Source organism: Streptomyces sp. NPDC001380, from assembly GCF_042895785.1.
Classification (GTDB): domain Bacteria; phylum Actinomycetota; class Actinomycetes; order Streptomycetales; family Streptomycetaceae; genus Peterkaempfera.
In genome coordinates, this window is record NZ_JBIAWP010000004.1 from 350,283 (window position 1) to 369,176 (window position 18,894).

Consider the following 18,894-nt stretch of genomic DNA (forward strand, 5'->3'; position numbering starts at 1 on the left):
CCCCGGGGGTGCCGGGGGAGGGGGCGCGCGGACGGGGGAAAGCGAACGGGGCGGGCGGACGGGTCGCGTCCGCCCGCCCCCAGTGTCACCCGGAGGGCGGGGCCCCCCAAAAGGCGGGTGCCCCGGAGGGGCGGCGGCCTCCGCGCGGGGCGGCGCGCGCCGCCCCGCGCGGAGGCCGCCCGGGCCGGAGTCCCCGGCCCGGGCTGCGGGTCAGAGCCCCGGGTAGAGGGGGTGCTTCGCGGCCAGCGCGGCGACGCGGGCCTTCAGCTCCTCGGCCCGCGCCTCGTCGAAGCCCGGCTTGAGGGCCTCGGCGATGATGTCGGCGACCTCGCGGAAGTCCTCGGCGCCGAAGCCGCGGGTGGCCAGCGCCGGGGTGCCGATCCGCAGGCCGGAGGTGACCATCGGCGGGCGCGGGTCGAAGGGCACCGCGTTGCGGTTGACGGTGATGCCGACCTCGTGGAGCCGGTCCTCGGCCTGGCGGCCGTCCAGCTCGCTGGTGCGCAGGTCCACGAGGACCAGGTGGACGTCGGTGCCGCCGGAGAGGACGGCCACGCCCGCCTCGGCGGCGTCGGCGCGGCCCAGGCGCTCGGCGAGGATCGCCGCGCCCTCCAGGGTGCGCTGCTGGCGCTCCTTGAACTCCTCCGAGGCCGCGACCTTGAAGGCGACCGCCTTGGCGGCGATCACGTGCTCCAGCGGGCCGCCCTGCTGGCCGGGGAAGACCGCGGAGTTGATCTTCTTGGCCAGCTCGGCCTTGGAGAGGATCACGCCGCCGCGCGGGCCGCCCAGCGTCTTGTGGGTGGTGGTGGTCACCACGTCCGCGTACGGCACCGGCGAGGGGTGCAGGCCCGCGGCCACCAGGCCGGCGAAGTGGGCCATGTCCACCATCAGGTAGGCGCCGACCTCGTCCGCGATCCGGCGGAAGGCGGCGAAGTCCAGCTGCCGCGGGTACGCGGACCAGCCGGCCACGATCAGCTTCGGCCGGTGCTCCTTCGCCAGGCGCTCCACCTCGTCCATGTCGACCAGGCTGGTCTGCTCGTCGACGTGGTACGCCACCACGTTGTAGAGCTTGCCGGAGAAGTTGAGCCGCATGCCGTGGGTCAGGTGGCCGCCGTGCGCCAGATCCAGGCCCAGGATGGTGTCGCCCGGCTGGAGCAGGGCGAACATCGCGGCGGCGTTGGCCTGCGCGCCGGAGTGCGGCTGCACGTTGGCGGCCTCGGCGCCGAACAGCTCCTTGATGCGGTCGATCGCGATCTGCTCGACCGTGTCGACGTGCTCGCAGCCGCCGTAGTAGCGGCGGCCGGGGTAGCCCTCGGCGTACTTGTTGGTGAGGACCGAGCCCTGCGCCTCCATGACCGCCACCGGGGCGAAGTTCTCGGAGGCGATCATCTCGAGGGTGGTCTGCTGGCGGGTGAGCTCGGCGTCGACCGCGGCGGCGACCTCGGGGTCGAGGGCGTGCAGGGACTGGTTGAGAACCGTCATCAGGGGTCTTCCGGTGAAAGGGCGGGCGGGGAGACCGGGGCGGCCGCAGCGCAGGGGTCCTGCCCGGCTGCGGCCGCTGCGGGGGTGGCCGGCGAGTGCTCAGCCGCCGGTGAAGGCGGTGTACTCGTCGGCGCTCAGCAGGCCCTCGGGGTCGCCGTCGAGCCGGACCTTGAACAGCCAGCCGTCCTCGAACGGGCCGGAGTTCACGAGCGCGGGGTCGTCCACCACGGCCTGGTTGACCTCGGTCACCTCGCCGCTGGCGGGGGAGTACAGGTCGCTGACCGACTTGGTGGACTCGAGCTCGCCGCACGGCTCGCCGGCGGTGACGGCCTGGCCGACCTCGGGAAGCTGGACGTAGACCACGTCGCCGAGCGCGTCGGCGGCGTGCGCGGTGATGCCGACGGTGGACACGCCGCCCTCCGGGGCGGTCAGCCACTCGTGCTCCTTGCTGAACTGCAGGTGCTGCGGGTTGCTCATGGCGGCAATTCTCCAGGATGGGATGCGGGTACGGCGAAACGGGCCGCATGTCGGCCGGGGCTCCGGCGAAGCGGCAGGTCAGCGGCGCGCCTGCGGGTGCGGCACCGCCCGGAGGGGGCGGGGTCCGCGCGGGCGGCGGCGGGGGGTGCGGCCCGCCGTCAGCGGGCGCGCTTGTAGAACGGCAGCGCCACGACCTCGACCGGCTCGCGGGTGCCGCGCACGTCGACGGCGACGGAGGAGCCCGGGGCGGCGTGGGCGGCGTCCACGTAGGCGATGGCGATCGGCTTCCCCAGGGTGGGGGAGGGGGCGCCGGAGGTCACCTCGCCGACCGGCGCGCCGTCCGCGTCCACCACGGCGTACCCGGCCCGCGGCACCCGGCGGCCCGCGGAGACCAGGCCGACCAGGCGGCGCGGCGGGGCGGCCTCGGCGTCGGCTGCGGCCTTCTCCAGGGCGGCGCGGCCGACGAAGTCCCCGCCGTTGGTCGTCTTGTCGAAGCGGACGACCCGGCCGAGGCCCGCGTCGAAGGGGGTGGTGGCGGCGGTCAGCTCGTGCCCGTACAGCGGCATGCCGGCCTCCAGCCGCAGCGTGTCGCGGCAGGACAGGCCGCACGGGACCAGCCCGTGCCCGGCACCGGCCTCGGTGAGGGCCTGCCACAGGTGCTCCGCGTCGGCGGGCGCGGCGAAGACCTCGAAGCCGTCCTCGCCGGTGTAGCCCGTGCGGGCGAGCAGGACCTCGCGGCCGGCCACGGTCGCGGGCAGGCAGGCGTAGTACTTCAGCCCCGCCAGGTCGGCGTCGGTGAGGGCGCCCAGGATCGCGGCGGCCTCCGGGCCCTGCACGGCGACGAGCGCGTACGCGTCGCGGTCGTCGCGGACGGCGGCGTCGAAGCCGGCGGCGCGGGCGGTGAGCGCGTCCAGGACGACCTGGGCGTTGGAGGCGTTCGCCACCACGAGGAACTCCTGCTCCCCGGTGCGGTAGACGATCAGGTCGTCCAGGATGCCGCCGTCCTCGGCGCAGATCATGGTGTACCGGGCGCGGTGCGGGCCGAGCGCGGAGACGAAGCCGACCAGGGCGTGGTCCAGGGCCTCGCCGGCCTGCGGGCCGCTGACGGTGATCTCGCCCATGTGGGAGAGGTCGAAGAGCCCGGCCCGGGTGCGGACGGCGTTGTGCTCGTCGCGCTCGCTGCCGTAGCGCAGCGGCATGTCCCAGCCCGCGAAGTCGGTCATGGTGGCGCCGAGGGCGCGGTGGACGGCGTCCAGGGCGGTGCGGCGGGGGCCGGCGGTCATGGGGGTGCTCCTCGGTGGGGCCGGGCTGTCGGGCGCGGCGGACGGGGGACGGGCACGGACCTGCCGGGCATGCACGGGGGCATGCGGCGGCCCGGGTCTCCCCATCTGTCGTCGCAACCTGAGAGCTTCACCGCGCCCGCCCGCGGTCGGGGCGTCGGCGGCTTGCACCGTGGGTGGGAGCACGGAGGGCCGTGTCCGCTTTCCAGATGTGCCTCGCCCGCGCGGTAGCTGTGCCTGAGAGATTCCGGGGAGGACTTGCTCCTTCGGCGCCGGTGCCGCCCGGCCCGGGGTGCGGGCGGTCGGGCGGCCGGACTCTCCCGCGCGGGTTCGAACGGCCGGTATGGAGTTGGGCGCGCCCATCATGACACGGCTGACCGGGCGGCGCGAGGGCGGCTCCGCGCCTGTTCGCTCCCCTTTGCCCCGCCCCGGCCTTTACTCTTTCTTGGTGTTCCCGGGCCCGTGCGACCCCGCACGGCCGGAGACGGGAGGGCCGGTGTGGACGAGGCACGCGCGACCGCGGGGGTGCTGCGGCCGCAGGGGGTCCAGGACCTGCGCGGCCGCGGGGCCGGCCGGGAGCTGCACTACCCGGCGGGGGACCTGCTCGTGGTCTCCGGCCTGCCCGGCAGCGGCAAGAGCACCCTGATCGGGCGGGCCGTCCCGCCCGGCGTCCGGCGGATCGACTCCCACGACGTGCGGGCGGACTTCGCCCGGCGGCTGCCGGACCGGCTCCCGTACGCGGTCTACCGGCCGCTGGTGCGGGCCGTCCACTACTGGCGGCTGCGCGGAGCGGTGCGCGGCGGCGGTCCGGTGGTGGTGCACGACTGCGGGGAGCGCGGCTGGGTGCGGGGCTGGCTGGGCCGCCGGGCGCGGCGGCAGGGCCGGGGCCTGCACCTGCTCCTGCTGGACGTCGACCCGGAGCAGGCCTCGGGCGGCCAGCGGGCGCGCGGCCGGGCCGTGTCCGCCGCGGCCTTCGCCCGCCACCTGGCCGGGTGGCGGCGGCTGCTGGCGGAGGTGGAGCGGGCGGCCCCGGGCGGCCGCCTGCCGGGCGGGGCGGTGTCGGTGGTGCTGCTGGACCGGGCGGGGGCGGGACCGCCGCTGCTGGTCCGGTTCGGGGGGGAGCGGGCCGGGGGCGGGCTGCCTGCGGGGAGGCGGCCGGCGGAGGAGCTGCCCGAGGAGGACCGGTCCCGGGGCGGGCGGTCCGGGGCGGTGCGGGGGGCGCCGTGACCGGGCCCGCGGCCGGGACCCCGCGCCCTCCCGTCCTGCGGTACGGGTCCTGCGGTGAGGGGCGTCCTCCGCCGGGGGCCGGGCGGCTATCGTGCCCTGTACCGGCGCGGGCACGCCCCGGTACGGGCGAGGCGAGAACGGCGGTTCAGGGCAGATGGGCTTTCCGGCGGACGGCACCCCCCTCGGGTACACACCGGCCGAGCACACACCGGCCGACCACACGGCGGCCGACCCCCTGACGGGCGGCTGGGCGCAGCCCGGGTACGCCCCGGTCGGGCACCCGGACCCGGCGGACCCGGCGTACGGCGGGTACGCCGGCGGCCAGGACGCGCAGGGGCAGTACCCCGGCGGCCAGTACGCCGAGGGCCGGTACCCCAACGGCCACCACGCCGAGGGCGGGCACGCGGACCCGCAGCAGGCCGCCGGGCACCCGCCCCGGGACCAGCAGTCCGGCTGGCCCGCCAACGAGCTGGAGCAGGTCCTCTCGGCGGCGATCGGCGACCCGGGGGCCACCCCCCGGCTGTTCGAGGTGCTGGCCCGCAGCCACGTCTGGGTGCCGCTGCCCTCCGGCGCCGCCCCCGCCGACGGCGTCGGACTGGACCTGCCGGCCGTCGAGCTGGCCGGCGCACCCTACGTCCCGGTCTTCAGCTCCGAGGAGACCTTCCTCCGGACCGCCGGGAACCTGCCGTTCGCGGTCGCGCCGATGTGGGAGTTCGCCCGCGGCCTGCCGGTGGGGGTGGGCATCGCGGTCAACCCGGACGCACCCGTGGGGGTCCCGGTGCCGCCCGAGGGCGTCCACGAGCTCTGCCGCGGCCCGCGCGACGACCGCTGGGCCGCCGAGCCCGCCCCGGGGTCGCGGGTGGCGCTGCGCGAGCCCGGCATGCACGAGGAGCCGGTGGACTTCCTCGCCGCGGCCGCCGCCGAGCTCGCCGCCGTGCCGGTGGTGCTGAGCGCCCGCCGGGCGCTCGCCTCGGTGGAGGGCTCCGACCCGGTGCTCTTCGTCGGCGTCGAGCTCACGGCCTGGGAGCCCGGGGACAAGGCGGCGGCCACCGAGGCGCTCGGCCGCGCCCTGGGCGTGGCGCCGCTGCCCTGGCAGGTCAGCATCGTGCTGCTCGACATCGCCCGGGACCCGGTCGGCGAGTGGATGGCGCAGCAGGTCGCCCCCTTCTTCGTCCGCGCCTGAGCCCGCCGGGACGCGCGCCCCGCACCCGCGCCCCGCACCCTGGCCCGCCGGGACGCGCACCCGCGCCCCGCGCCCCGCGCCCGTGTCCGGGACGCGCCCCGGCCCCGGGCGGCATGACGCCCGGGTGCCGGGCGCCGTAGGGTGCTGCCGACGCATGCAGAAGGTGAGGGCGGAGTTGAGCGCGGGAGCGGCAGGCGGGGGCGCGCACGGGCAGTGGGCGGCCCCGGGGGCGGTCGAGCGGGCACTGCGCGAGGTGGCGCCGGGCCGCTACGACGCGTACGAGGCGCTGCTGCACGCGATCGCCGACGGGCAGGTGTGGATGCTGCTCTGGCAGGGCACGCCCGGCAGCCCGGACGCCCAGTACGGGAACATGGAGGTCGGCGGCCACCGCTACGTGCCGTGCGCGACCTCGCCCGAGCAGCTCGCGGCCAGCGGCTGGACCCGCGCCCACGAGCAGGTCTCCGGGCGCGAGGTCGCCGCCTCCCTGTACCGGGACCGCTGGGGCCTGTGGCTGGACCCGCACGCCCCGGGCGGCGGCGTCGGCGTGCCCTGGGCGGACCTGCGGCGCGTCGCGGCCGGGCTGGACCGGCTGCCGGCCGGCCCGCTGTCGCTGAGCGAGCCCCAGGTCCAGGCGCCGCACTACTACGCCCTGCTGACCCAGCAGGCGTACGCGACCCCGGTGGTCCGCACGCTGCGCCGCGCCTGGGTGCGGCCCGCGGTCGGCGAGCCGTACCTGGCGATCGGCCTGGACCTCTACGACACCGGCCCGCAGGCGGTCGACGCGGTGCGCGGCATGATGCAGCGCTCGATCGCGGTCGCCCCGGCGGGGCTCGCGGTGTCGACCGTGGCGATGGCGGACGAGTACGACCCGGTGGCGATGTGGATGGCCGCCTTCGCCCGGCCGTTCTTCGACCGCGAGCTGGCGGGCGCCGCCCCGCCGCAGCCGGCGCCGGGCTACGGCTACCCGCCGCAGGGGCAGCAGTACGGCTACCCGCACCAGCCGCAGCCGCAGCCGCAGCCGCAGCCGCAGCAGTGGCCCGGCCACCCGCCGCGCTGACCGCGGCCCCTCCGCGACGACCCGCCGGGGCGGTGCCCGGCCCGCCCCCGCCCCCGCGGCGCCCCGCGGTCAGGGCAGCCGCAGGGGCCCCGCCGGCAGCAGGCCCAGCGGCGGACTGCCCCGCTCCAGCAGCGCCGCGTGGAACCCCCGCAGGGTGAACCGCGCGCCCGCCGCGGACCGGGTGCGCTCCCGCAGCGCCCGGACCTCCAGCTTGCCCCAGGTGTACCGGCCGTAGCAGGGGTCGGCCGTCCCGCGCCGGGCCTCCGCCGCCGCCGCCGTCCGCGGCAGGTGGGCGTCGGCCGCGAAGCGCCGGACGGCCTCCCCGACGTCCATGGCCCCGGTGTGCAGCCCGATCGCACAGGCCAGCCGGGTGGCCCGGACCAGCCCCTCCAGGGCTACCCCGGCGGCGAACCGGGCGTCGCCCGCCCGGAACCCCTCCTCCAGGCAGACCTCCTCGGCGTAGTGCGCCCACCCCTCGCAGAAGGCCGGCGAGAACAGGGTGCGGCGCACCGGCGTCGCGGCCCGCCGCAGCGACCGTGCGTGGGCGAAGTGCCCGGGCGCCACCTCGTGCGCCGTGACCGCGGGCAGCGTCGTGCGGGAGAGGACGGCGAGCCACTCCTCGGCCTCCGCCGCGGGCCAGGACGGGTCCGGCGGGGTGACGTGGTACCAGGACGGCGCGTCCGGCTCGCCGGGCGCCGCCCAGGTCATCATCGCCGTGGACCAGCGGCGCGACTCCGGCGCCGGGCCCACCCGGCAGACCCCGTCGGTGTGCGGGGCCAGGCCGCGTTCGCGGGTGAAGGCCAGCAGCTCCCCGGCGAGCCGGGCGGCCTCGGGGACCACCCCGTCCGCGCCGGGGTGGTCGGCCAGCAGCTCCGGGACGAGCTCCGCCGGGGTGCGCCGCGGGTCGAGCGCCCGGCAGGCCTCGGCGAGCAGCTCCCGCATCCGGTCCCGCTCGGCCTCGGCGCGCTCCGCGAGGCGTCCGAGGTCCACCCGGACGCCCTCCTGGCTGCCCATCAGCAGGGCCAGGGCGCCGCCGCCGAGGGCGAAGCCGGGGTCGCACCCGCGGGCCGCCCGCGCCACGTGGGCCACCAGCCGGGCGTGGGCCGCCAGCGCGTCGGTCACCAGCGGGTCGGGCGCCGGCGGGTCGGGCGCCGGCGGGTCGGGCGCCGGCGGGTCGGGCGCCGGGGCGCCGGGCGCCGGCGCACCGTCCGGCGCGTCCTCGTCCGGTGCGGCCCCGGGCGCCCCCGCGCCCCGGCCGGAGCCCGGTCCGCGGCCCTGACCGCTGCCGCGGCTGCGGCTGTTGCCGTGACCGGGGTGCAGGCCGGCGGCCAGGCCGCGCACCGCGCCCAGCAGGGCGGCCGCGACGGGGGCGGAGAGCCGGTCCAGGGAGGCGATGGCGGCGTCCACGGCGTCCGGCCAGGCGGCCAGGTGGCGGCGGCGGGCGATGGCCCGCTCCTCGGCCGGCGCGTACTCCCGCTCGTAGCAGGCGAGTTCGAGGTTGGCGAGGTGCAGCGAGGGGTCGCGGCGGTGCAGCTGGAGCGTGTCCAGCTGCACCTCCAGGGCGTCCTCGAAGACGGCGAGGTGCGCGTCGTCCAGGGAGCCGGGCACGACCGCGCCGCCGTCCTCCCCGCGGGCGTCCCCGGCCCGTCCCGCCCCGGCCCCTCCCGCCCCGGCCCCTCCCGCCGCGCCCGCGGCCCGCGCCCGCCGCAGCGCCGCCAGCCCGGCCCGCACCCCGTCCGGTGAGAGGTCCTGCACCCGCCCGTCGTACTCGTGCCGCCCGGCCGCCTCGCGGACCGTCGGGACCGTCAGGTCGCACACCGCGCGCAGGCGCTGCTCCATGGCACCCGACGGTACCGACGCGGCGGCCCCCGGAGGCCCTGCGGGACCGTCAGTGCCGCCCCCGCGCCGCCCCCGTGCCGCCCCGCCCGGGTCCGCCGTGCGCGAACCGCCGTGTCCGGTGTCCGTCCCCCCGCACCGGGAGCGGTGGACCGTCGCGCTATGCGGACTCAGATGTCCGTATTCCGGAACGCGGGAAGGTCTACTCGCGTCCGCCTGCGGCGCAATCCCCTTGTTACAGCCGTGTGAAGGGATCCATTCGCTGGTTTCGGCTCTGCATGCAGGCAGATCACAGTTGCGCAAACATCGCCCCGGGGGTCTGGCGCACCGCTATTCGGACGCAGGAGAGTTGCGCCGCACGCGGTGAGCCGAGGTTGCCTCTCGCGCCAGTGCGTACCGAGGGCCCCACCGGGTCCAGTACGTCGAACCGGGGCCATCCGCCCCCGTGCCTCCGGGCACACCAGCACATCGCACCACCGCACCTGACGCACCATCTGTACTGCCGCAGCCGAACACCGCGCACCACGACCGGCATACGGCCCGCACCCCACCCCGGGCGCGGACCGGCCGTCCGGGCACCGTGTGCCGGCCACCGCCGGCGAGGGGATCTGACAGGACAATGACTGCACCCATCGAGACCACCGGTTCCGTGGCCGAGGCGCCTCCCGAGGCCGTGCTCGCGGGCGCCTCCGCCAAGCAGATCGAGGGCCGCTCCCTCGGCCGGATCGCCTGGGAACGCCTCAAGCGGGACAAGGTCGCCCTCGGCGGCGGCATCGTGGTCGTCCTCCTGCTGCTGGTGGGCGCGCTCGCGCCCGTCCTCTGCGCCCTGGTCGGCCAGGAGCCGGACGTGTTCCACACCGACCTGCTCGACGCCTCGCTCGGCATCGGGACGCCCAAGGGCGCCTTCGGCGGCATGAGCTCCACCCACCTGCTGGGCATCGACCCCACCTACGGCCGCGACATCTTCAGCCGCATCGTCTACGGCGCGCAGATCTCGCTGATCGTCGCCTTCGGCGCCGCCGCCCTCGCCGTCGTGATCGGCGTGCTGCTGGGCATGGCGGCCGGCTTCTTCGGCGGCTGGGTGGACTCGTTCATCAGCCGCACGATGGACGTGCTCCTGGCCTTCCCGCAGCTGCTCTTCTCGATCGCCCTGGTGTCGGTCGTCCCGACCAAGCTGTTCGGGCTCTCGGGCAGCGGGCCGCGCATCCTCGTCCTGATCTTCGTGATCGGCTTCTTCGGGTGGCCCTACATCGGGCGCATCGTCCGCGGCCAGACCCTCTCCCTGCGGGAGCGCGAGTTCGTCGAGGCCGCCCGCAGCCTGGGCGCCGGCCGGGTGCACATCCTGCTCAAGGAGCTGCTGCCCAACCTGGTCGCTCCCATCCTGGTCTACACCACGCTGATGATCCCGACCAACATCCTGAACGAGGCGGCCCTCAGCTTCCTCGGCGTGGGTGTCCAGCCCCCCACGCCCTCGTGGGGCCAGATGCTGTCGGACTCGGTCCAGTACTACACGGTGGACCCGGCCTACATGGTGATCCCCGGTCTGGCGATCTTCATCACCGTGCTGTCCTTCAACCTCTTCGGCGACGGGCTGCGCGACGCCCTCGACCCGAAGGGGAACTGACCGGCCCGCGCTCCGGCGCGGCGCAGGACCCGATGGAGAGCAGGGACTCGTCCATCAGACGGCCAGGGCCCATCCCCGGGCACTGGGCACTCTCGGAGGTTGACATTACCGTGACTACTCGTAACAAGGCGCTCGCCGCCGCCGTCCTGGTCGGGGCGCTGGCCCTCACCACCTCCGCGTGCGGTGGCGGCTCCAAGAGCTCCGACGGCGGTTCGGGCAAGGGCGGCGGCTCGTCGACCTTCAACGCCGCCGCGACCAGCATCGTGAACCCTTCCACCAAGAAGGGCGGCACCCTCAAGCTCTGGAGCACCCAGGACGTCGACTCGCTCGACCCGGCGATCGGCTACTACGCCTTCGTCTGGGACCTGCAGCGCTTCTACACCCGCACCCTGGTCAACTACCCCTCGAAGCCGGGCAAGGACGGCCTGGCGCTCCAGCCCGACCTGGCCGAGGCCATGCCGACGATCACCGACGGCGGCAAGACCTACACCTTCAAGCTCAAGCAGGGCCTGAAGTTCGAGGACGGCACCCCGATCACGTCCAAGGACGTCAAGTACGGCATCGAGCGCGTCTTCGCGCAGGACGTGATCCCCAACGGCCCGATCTACCTGATCGGCGACCTCGACCAGGGCCAGAAGTACCCCGGCCCGTACAAGGACAAGGACAAGGACAAGCTGGGCCTGAAGTCCGTCCAGACCCCGGACGACAGCACCATCGTCTTCAAGCTCTCCCAGCCGAACTCCGACTTCCTGTACCACCTGGCCATGGGCGGCGCCGCCCCGGTCCCGCGTGCCAAGGACGACGGCGCCTCCTACGCCAAGCACCCGGTCTCCAGCGGCCCGTACAAGATCCAGGGCTACGTGGCCAACAAGGGCTTCGAGATGGTGCGCAACCCCAACTGGGACGCCTCCACCGACAAGCTGCGCCCGGCCCTGCCGGACAAGGTCACCTTCACCGTGACCTCCAACGCGGACGACCTGGACAGCCGCCTGCTGGCCGGCTCCATCGACATCGACGCGGGCCAGCGCGGCGTGCAGACCGCCGCCCAGGGCAAGATCCTCCGGACCCCGAAGCTGAAGGCGAGCACGGTGGACGCCCCCGCGGCGACCATCCGCTACATCTCGCTGCAGACCAAGGTCAAGCCGTTCGACAACGTCAACTGCCGCAAGGCGGTCGAGTACGCGATCAACCCGACCGACCAGCAGACCGCCCGCGGCGGCCAGTGGGCCGGCAAGATCGCCACCAGCATGCTGCCGCCGTCCATCCCGGGCTCGGACACCTACGACCCGTACAACCTGGCCGCCGGCAAGCCGCAGATCGACAAGGCCAAGGAGGCGCTCGCCGCGTGCGGCAAGCCGAACGGCTTCTCCACCACGATCGCGGCCCGCAGCACCAGCCCGAAGGACGTCAAGCAGGCCGTGGCCGCCCAGGCCGCGCTGAAGGCCGTCGGCATCACCGCCAACGTCTTCCAGTACGACGGCTCGCAGTCGGCCTCCACCGTCGGCTCCCCCGCGTTCATGCACAGCCACAACATCGGCCTGAACGTCTTCGGCTGGGGCTCCGACTACCCGACCGGCTCGGGCTTCCTGAGCGTCCTGATCGACGGCCGCCTGATCTCGAAGTCCGGCAACAACAACTACTCCGAGATCAACGACCCGGAGATCAACGGCTGGATCGACGACGCCGCCAAGTCGACCGACCCGGCCGCGGCCGCCGCCGACTACACCAAGATCAACCACAAGGTCATGGACCTCGCGCTGTACGTCCCGGGCGTGGTGGAGCAGTCGCTCAACTACTACAACCCGCGGCTGACCAACGTGATGTTCTCCCAGTCCCTCGGGATGATCGACTTCTCGGCCCTCGGCCTGTCCGACGGCAAGTGACCCGCGCCGTCCTCACCTGTAAGCACAGCTAGACCGAAGGGCAGGTGAAGGCGGGCCGGGTCCGGCCGGCCGCCCCCACGAGGGGCGGCCGGCCCACCGCCGGCCAGCCGACCGCAGTGCTCCTGTACATCGTCCGACGACTCCTGAACGTGGTCGTCATGCTGCTGGTGGTCGCCACGATCACCTTCGGCATCTTCTTCCTGGTGCCGTGGCTGCAGCACACCGACCCGGTCCTGCGCTACGTCGGCAAGAACGCGAACCCGGTGGCCATCGAGGGCATCAAGGTCAAGCTGGGCCTGGACAAGCCGATCTACGAGCAGTTCTGGCTGTACCTCAAGGGCCTGGTCGCCGGCCGCTCGTACAACAACGGCCCGGACACCACCTGGTGCCCGGCCCCCTGCATGGGCATCTCCACCCAGACCCAGACCCCCGTCTGGGGCCAGCTGACGGGCGACTTCCCCGTCACCGCCTGGCTCGCCGCGGGCGCGGCCACCCTCTGGCTCGTCTTCGGCGTCGGCACCGGCGTGCTCTCCGCGCTGCGCAAGCGCTCGGTGCTCGACCGGGTGACCATGGTGACGGCCCTCGCCGGCGTCTCCCTGCCCGTGTACTTCACCGGCCTGGTCACCTCCGCCCTCTTCGTCTACAACCTGGGCTGGCTCCCGGAGTCCGATCCCGGCGTGACCCTGGCCGACGACCCGGTGGCGTGGTTCCAGAACATGCTGCTGCCCTGGATCACGCTGGCCTTCCTCTTCGCGGCGACCTACGCCCGCCTCACCCGCGCCACCATGCTCGACGTCCTGGGCGAGGACTACATCCGCACCGCCCGGGCCAAGGGCCTGCGCGAAGGCAAGGTCATCGGCAAGCACGCCATGCGCGCGACGATGACCCCGGTCCTCACCGTGTTCGGCATGGACCTGGGCGGACTGCTCGGCGGCGCGATCCTCACCGAGAACGTGTTCAACCTGCACGGCCTCGGCTACGACGCGCTCAACGGCATCACCAAGAACGACCTGCCCATGATCATGGGTGTCACCCTGTTTGCGGCCTTCTTCATCGTGATGGCCAACCTGATCGTCGACCTGCTCTACGCGGTCGTCGACCCCCGAGTGAGGCTCGCATGACCGACACCCCTTCCACCGAGCCCCTCGTCGACCTCGCCAAGGACGCGCCCTCCGAGTTCCTCGCGGTGCGCGACCTGCGGGTGCACTTCCCCACCGACGACGGCGTGGTCAAGTCCGTCGACGGCCTGAGCTTCACGCTGGAGCGCGGCAAGACCCTGGGCATCGTGGGCGAGTCCGGCTCCGGCAAGTCGGTCACCTCGCTCTCCGTCATGGGCCTGCACCGCAACGTCGGCAAGAAGTCCGGCCCGAGGATCAGCGGGGAGATCTGGCTCGACGGCAAGGAGCTGGTCGGCGCCTCCCCCGAGGAGGTGCGGCGCCTGCGCGGCCAGAAGATGGCGATGATCTTCCAGGACCCGCTGACCGCGATGCACCCCTTCTACTCGGTCGGCCACCAGATCATCGAGGGCTACCGCCAGCACCACCCGGACGCGAAGAAGCAGCAGGCCCGCGACCACGCGATCCAGCTGCTCGACCGGGTCGGCATCCCCCAGCCGGACAAGCGGGTGGACAGCTACCCGCACGAGTTCTCCGGCGGCATGCGCCAGCGCGCGATGATCGCGATGGCGCTGGCCAACGACCCCTCCCTGCTGATCGCGGACGAGCCCACCACCGCCCTGGACGTCACCGTCCAGGCGCAGATCCTGGACCTCATCCGCGACCTGCAGAAGGAGTTCGGCTCGTCGGTGATCATCATCACCCACGACCTCGGCGTGGTGGCCGAGCTGGCCGACGACATCCTGGTGATGTACGGCGGCAAGTGCGTCGAGAAGGGCCCGGCGGCCGACCTCTTCGACAAGCCCGAGCACCCCTACACCTGGGGCCTGCTGGGCTCGATGCCGCGCATCGACCGGGACCTCCAGGACCGGCTGATCCCCGTCAAGGGCAGCCCGCCCAGCCTGATCAACCTGCCGTCCGGCTGCGCCTTCAACCCGCGCTGCCCGTACGCCGACCGGAACGAGGGGCGCTGCACCAGCGAGGTCCCCGAGCTGGTCGAGGCGGCGCCCGGGCACCGGGCGGCCTGCCACCTCCCCGCCGAGACCCGGCACCGCATCTTCGCCGAGGAGATCGCACCCCGGCTCTGACGGCCGGGTCCCGGCCTCGCCGGCCACGGGCCGGCGGGGCCGGCCAGCACCACACGCGGCACCACGTCGGACCGCACGGCCGGCCCGACTTCCGAGGAGACGAGAACAACCATGGCTGATGAGAGCGACACCGCTGCGGAGGCTGCGGCGGCGGTACCGGCGCCCGCACCCGCACCCGCCTCCGAGCGCGAGCCGCTGCTCAAGGTGACCGGGCTGACGAAGCACTTCCCCATCCACAAGGGGCTGCTGCGCCGCCAGACCGGGGCCGTGCAGGCGGTGGACGGGGTCGACTTCTCCGTCGCGCCCGGCGAGACCCTGGGCGTGGTGGGCGAGTCCGGCTGCGGCAAGTCGACCACCGGCCGGCTGGTCACCCGGCTGATGGAGCCGACCGCCGGGACGATCGAGTTCGAGGGCGTGGACATCACGCACCTGTCCACCGCGAAGATGCGGCCGCTGCGCCGCGACATCCAGATGATCTTCCAGGACCCGTACTCGTCGCTCAACCCGCGGCACACCATCGGCACCATCGTCGGCGCCCCCTTCCGGCTGCAGAAGGTGCAGACCGAGGCCGGCGTGAAGAAGGCCGTGCAGGAGCTGCTGGAGCTCTGCGGGCTCAGCCCGGAGCACTACAACCGCTACCCGCACGAGTTCTCCGGCGGCCAGCGGCAGCGCATCGGCATCGCCCGCGCCCTGGCGCTCAAGCCGAAGATGGTCGTGGCGGACGAGCCGGTCTCCGCGCTGGACGTCTCCATCCAGGCGCAGGTGGTCAACCTGCTGGACGACCTCCAGAAGGAGCTCGGCCTCACCTACATGATCATCGCGCACGACCTGTCGGTGGTCCGGCACGTCTCCGACCGCGTCGCCGTGATGTACCTCGGCAAGATCGTGGAGCTGGCCGACCGGGACGCCCTGTACTCCCGGCCGATGCACCCGTACACCAACGCGCTGATGTCGGCCGTGCCGGTGCCCGACCCCCGGCGCAGGACCAAGCGGGAGCGCATCCTGCTCACCGGCGACGTGCCGTCGCCGATCAACCCGCCCAGCGGCTGCCGGTTCCGCACCCGCTGCTGGAAGGCGCAGGAGAAGTGCGCCTCCCAGGAGCCGCCGCTGGTCGCCCTGGCCTCGGGCCACCAGGTGGCCTGCCACTTCCCCGAGAACGCCCCCGGCAGCGAGGGCGGGGAGAAGAAGGCGGCCGCGGCCGCGGGGTGACCGCACGGACACCGGGCGGGATGCGCGCACGCGCCTCCCGCCCGGTCCGCCTCCCGTCCGGTCCCCTCTCCGGCCGCTCCGGCGCACCGTGGACCATGGAGCGGTGACCTCGCAGCTCTTCACCCCCGACGTCCAGCACACCCTCGACATCGCCGGCATCTTCGTCTTCGCCCTCTCCGGCGGCCTGCTCGCCGTCCGCAAGAACCTCGACATCTTCGGCATCGCGATGCTCGCCGAGGTCACCGCCCTGGGCGGCGGCGTGCTGCGCGACCTGATCATCGGCGCGGTGCCGCCGGCGGCCTTCACCGACACCGGCTACTTCTTCACGCCGCTCGCCGCCGCGGTCGTCGTCTTCTTCCTCCACCCCGAGGTGGAGCGGATCACCTGGACCGTGCAGTCCCTGGACGCCCTCGGCCTCGGCCTCTTCGCGGTCACCGGCACCGCCAAGGCCCACGACTACGGGCTGGGCGCGGTCGCCTCGGTGGCGCTGGGCGTGGCGACCGCGGTGGGCGGCGGCGTGGTCCGCGACGTGCTGGCCAACGAGGTCCCCTCCCTGCTGCGCTGGGACCGCGAGATCTACGCGGTGCCCGCGATGGCGGCCGCCGTCCTCGTGGCGGTGCTCATCGCGGCCGACGCGCTCGGGCCGGTCACCGGCACCGCGGCCGCCCTGGTCGCCTTCGTGCTGCGGATGCTGGCGCTCCGGTACGGGTGGCGCGCCCCGCGGGCCTGGCACCGCAACGGCGCCCGCACCGGCGAGGAGTGACCTGCGAGGAGTGACCTGCGGGGAGTGACCGGCGGGGAGCGGCCCCGGGTGGGCGGCCCCGGGGAGCGGCCCCCGTAACGGCCGGGTGAGGGGGGCCCGCGGCGGGCGGCGCGCGGGCCCTGCCGCAGCCGGCCTGCGAGGACGGCGCCCGCCCGCCCGCCGGGCGGCGTACGGCGGTCACCCGCGGACCGGGCTGGCCCTACTATGGACGGGCCATGCCCTACCTCGATCACGCGGCGACCACCCCGATGCTCCCCGAGGCGATCAGCGCCGTGACGGCGCACCTCGGCAGCACCGGCAACGCGTCGTCCCTGCACGCGGCGGGACGGCGCGCCCGGCGCGTCGTCGAGGAGTCCCGGGAGGCGCTGGCGCGGGCCCTGGGCGCCAGGCCGAGCGAGGTCGTCCTCACCGGCGGCGGCACCGAGTCCGACAACCTCGCGGTCAAGGGCCTGTACTGGGCCCGCCGCGACGCCGACCCCGCCCGGACCAGGGTGCTCTGCAGCCCGGTCGAGCACCACGCCGTCCTGGACGCGGTCCACTGGCTCGGCGACCACGAGGGCGCGCAGGTCGAGTTCCTGCCGGTCGACCGGTACGGCCGGGTGCACCCCGAGGCGCTGCGCGCCGCGATCGAGGGCGGCACCGGCCCCGGGACGGTCGCGCTGGTCACCGTGATGTGGGCCAACAACGAGGTCGGCACCCTGCAGCCGGTCGCCGAGCTGGTCGAGACGGCCCACGCGTACGGGATCCCGGTGCACTCCGACGCCGTGCAGGCGCTCGGCCAGGTCCCGGTGTCCTTCGCCGACTCCGGCCTCGACGCGATGACCGTCACCGGCCACAAGGTCGGCGGCCCGTACGGGATCGGCGCCCTCGTCCTCTCCCGGGCCTTCACCCCCGTCCCGCTGCTGCACGGCGGCGGGCAGGAGCGCGACGTCCGCTCCGGGACGCTCGACGTGCCGGGCGCCGCCGGCTTCGCCGCCGCCGCCCGGATCGCGGTGGAGCGGCAGGCCGTCCACGCCAAGGAGACCGCCGCGCTGCGGGACGCCCTGGTCGCGGCGGTCCGCGCGGCCGTCCCCGACGCCGTGCTCAACGGCGACCCCGACCCCGCCGGGCGGCTCCCCGCCAACGCCCACTTCTCCTTCCCCGGCTGCGAGGGCGACGCCCTGCTGATGCTGCTGGACGCCCGCGGCATCGAGTGCTCCACCGGATCCGCCTGCTCCGCCGGGGTGCCCCAGCCCAGCCACGTGCTGCTGGCCGCCGGCGCCGAGCCGGACCTGGCCCGGGCCTCGCTGCGCTTCTCGCTCGGCCACACCAGCACCGCGGCGGACGTCGAGGCGCTGGCCGAGGCCATCGGCCCGGTCGTCGAGCGCGCCCGGAACGCGGGCCTCGCCTCGGCACGGCGCTGAACCGGCCCGTACCCTGGTGGGCATCATGAGCGACTTTCCTGGTACGGGCAGCAGGCCCGGCGCGGCCCTGCCCGGAGCGGACGGGCCGGCCGGCCCCGGCGGCGGGCGCCGCCTGCGGGTCCTGGCGGCCATGTCCGGAGGCGTGGACTCCGCGGTCGCGGCCGCCCGCGCCGCCGAGGCCGGCCACGACGTGACCGGTGTCCACCTCGCCCTCTCCGCCAACCCGCAGTCCTTCCGCACCGGCGCCCGCGGCTGCTGCACGCTGGAGGACTCCCGCGACGCCCGCCGCGCCGCCGACGTGATCGGCATCCCCTTCTACGTCTGGGACATGGCCGAGCGCTTCCGCGAGGACGTCGTCGACGACTTCGTCGCCGAGTACGCCGCCGGGCGCACCCCCAACCCGTGCCTGCGCTGCAACGAGAAGATCAAGTTCGCGGCGCTGCTGGACAAGGCCCTCGCCCTCGGCTTCGACGCCGTCTGCACCGGCCACTACGCGCGCGTCGTGGACGGCCCCGCCGGCCGCGAGCTGCACCGGGCCGCCGACGCCGCCAAGGACCAGTCGTACGTGCTGGGCGTGCTCGACGCCGACCAGCTCGCCCACGCCCTCTTCCCGCTCGGCGACACCCCCAAGGAGCTGATCCGCGAGGAGGCCGAGCGCCGGGACCTCGCCGTCGCCCGCAAGCCCGACAGCCACGACATCTGCTTCATCGCCGACGGCGACACCCAGGGCTTCCTCGCGCAGCGCCTGGGCACCTCCCCCGGCGACATCGTCGACACCGACGGGACCAAGGTCGGCGAGCACCAGGGCGCCTACGGCTTCACCGTCGGCCAGCGCAAGGGCCTGCGGATCGGCCGCCCCGCCGCCGACGGGAAGCCCCGCTACGTCCTCGACGTCTCCCCGGTCGACAACCGGGTCACGGTCGGCCCCGCCGAGGCCCTGGACGTCGTGGCGCTCACCGGCATCCGCCCCCGCTGGTGCGGCCCGGCCCCGGCCGGCCCGGGGGAGTACACCGCCCAGCTGCGCGCCCACGGCGGCGAGGTGCCGGTGACCGCGGAGCTCGTGGACGGCGAGCTGCGGGTGCGCCTCGCCGAGCCCGCCCGGGGGATCGCCCCGGGCCAGGCCGTGGTGCTCTACGAGGGGACGCGCGTGGTCGGCTCGGCCACCATCGCCGCCACCGAGCGGCGCAGCGCGGCCCGGGCCTGACCCCCCGCCGGGCCTGACCCCCGCCGGGCCTGACCCCCGCCGGGCCGGGTCCGGAGCGGGCCGGGC

15 protein-coding genes and 1 riboswitch are annotated in these 18,894 nt (G+C 75.0%); of the genes, 11 read left to right on the forward strand and 4 right to left on the reverse strand.

Translation table 11 applies throughout. From position 1 onward, the window contains the following. Window positions 1-210: 210 nt before the first annotated feature. The 3 genes from glyA to gcvT form a co-directional block, all read right to left on the reverse strand. The gene (gene glyA, locus ACFY07_RS08070; protein WP_390867887.1) at window positions 211-1,479 is read right to left on the reverse strand and encodes a serine hydroxymethyltransferase; all 1,269 of its coding nucleotides are present in this window, start codon (window positions 1,477-1,479) and stop codon (window positions 211-213) included. 99 nt (window positions 1,480-1,578) lie between these two features. Next, complete coding sequence (gene gcvH / locus ACFY07_RS08075; RefSeq protein ID WP_230650866.1) at window positions 1,579-1,956, reverse strand: glycine cleavage system protein GcvH; 378 nt, start codon at window positions 1,954-1,956, stop codon at window positions 1,579-1,581. Window positions 1,957-2,114: 158 nt separating this feature from the next. Continuing rightward, window positions 2,115-3,239 (reverse strand): glycine cleavage system aminomethyltransferase GcvT, encoded by a 1,125-nt coding sequence (gene gcvT / locus ACFY07_RS08080; protein WP_230650869.1) that lies wholly within the window; start codon window positions 3,237-3,239, stop codon window positions 2,115-2,117. Window positions 3,240-3,451: 212 nt separating this feature from the next. Beyond that, a riboswitch (glycine riboswitch) is annotated at window positions 3,452-3,569 on the reverse strand. 165 nt (window positions 3,570-3,734) lie between these two features. Here gcvT and ACFY07_RS08085 point away from each other — a divergent pair. From ACFY07_RS08085 to ACFY07_RS08095, 3 genes are all read left to right on the forward strand, one after another. Next, window positions 3,735-4,463, forward strand: coding sequence for an AAA family ATPase (locus tag ACFY07_RS08085; RefSeq protein WP_390867889.1), 729 nt, complete (start codon window positions 3,735-3,737; stop codon window positions 4,461-4,463). A gap of 469 nt (window positions 4,464-4,932) precedes the next feature. Beyond that, the gene (locus ACFY07_RS08090) at window positions 4,933-5,646 is read left to right on the forward strand and encodes an enhanced serine sensitivity protein SseB C-terminal domain-containing protein (RefSeq protein WP_230651043.1); all 714 of its coding nucleotides are present in this window, start codon (window positions 4,933-4,935) and stop codon (window positions 5,644-5,646) included. 154 nt (window positions 5,647-5,800) lie between these two features. After that, a complete protein-coding gene (locus ACFY07_RS08095) occupies window positions 5,801-6,703 on the forward strand; it encodes an enhanced serine sensitivity protein SseB C-terminal domain-containing protein (protein ID WP_390867890.1) in 903 nt (300 codons plus the stop codon). A gap of 69 nt (window positions 6,704-6,772) precedes the next feature. Here ACFY07_RS08095 and ACFY07_RS08100 read toward each other — a convergent pair whose 3' ends face one another. Next, window positions 6,773-8,542, reverse strand: coding sequence for a DUF885 family protein (locus ACFY07_RS08100; RefSeq protein WP_390867892.1), 1,770 nt, complete (start codon window positions 8,540-8,542; stop codon window positions 6,773-6,775). A 616-nt stretch (window positions 8,543-9,158) separates the two neighbouring features. Between ACFY07_RS08100 and ACFY07_RS08105 the strand changes: the two genes are divergently transcribed. From ACFY07_RS08105 to mnmA, 8 genes are all read left to right on the forward strand, one after another. Then, a complete protein-coding gene (locus ACFY07_RS08105; RefSeq protein ID WP_390867893.1) occupies window positions 9,159-10,163 on the forward strand; it encodes an ABC transporter permease in 1,005 nt (334 codons plus the stop codon). A gap of 110 nt (window positions 10,164-10,273) precedes the next feature. Then, the gene (locus ACFY07_RS08110) at window positions 10,274-12,046 is read left to right on the forward strand and encodes an ABC transporter substrate-binding protein (protein WP_390867895.1); all 1,773 of its coding nucleotides are present in this window, start codon (window positions 10,274-10,276) and stop codon (window positions 12,044-12,046) included. A gap of 116 nt (window positions 12,047-12,162) precedes the next feature. Then, complete coding sequence (locus ACFY07_RS08115) at window positions 12,163-13,167, forward strand: ABC transporter permease (protein WP_230650886.1); 1,005 nt, start codon at window positions 12,163-12,165, stop codon at window positions 13,165-13,167. Beyond that, window positions 13,164-14,249 (forward strand): ABC transporter ATP-binding protein, encoded by a 1,086-nt coding sequence (locus tag ACFY07_RS08120; protein ID WP_390867896.1) that lies wholly within the window; start codon window positions 13,164-13,166, stop codon window positions 14,247-14,249. The genes ACFY07_RS08115 and ACFY07_RS08120 overlap by 4 nt, the downstream gene beginning before the upstream one ends. Window positions 14,250-14,360: 111 nt before the next feature. Then, on the forward strand, window positions 14,361-15,458 hold the full coding sequence (locus ACFY07_RS08125) for an ABC transporter ATP-binding protein (protein WP_390867897.1): 1,098 nt from the start codon (window positions 14,361-14,363) through the stop codon (window positions 15,456-15,458). Window positions 15,459-15,561: 103 nt separating this feature from the next. Next, window positions 15,562-16,221 carry a trimeric intracellular cation channel family protein gene (locus ACFY07_RS08130; protein WP_230650895.1) on the forward strand — a complete coding sequence of 220 codons (660 nt, stop codon included), beginning with the start codon at window positions 15,562-15,564 and terminating at the stop codon, window positions 16,219-16,221. A 215-nt stretch (window positions 16,222-16,436) separates the two neighbouring features. Continuing rightward, window positions 16,437-17,624 carry a cysteine desulfurase family protein gene (locus ACFY07_RS08135; protein ID WP_390867898.1) on the forward strand — a complete coding sequence of 396 codons (1,188 nt, stop codon included), beginning with the start codon at window positions 16,437-16,439 and terminating at the stop codon, window positions 17,622-17,624. A gap of 25 nt (window positions 17,625-17,649) precedes the next feature. After that, window positions 17,650-18,828, forward strand: a complete 1,179-nt coding sequence (gene mnmA / locus ACFY07_RS08140; protein WP_390867900.1) for a tRNA 2-thiouridine(34) synthase MnmA — start codon at window positions 17,650-17,652, stop codon at window positions 18,826-18,828. The last annotated feature ends 66 nt before the right edge of the window (window positions 18,829-18,894 follow it).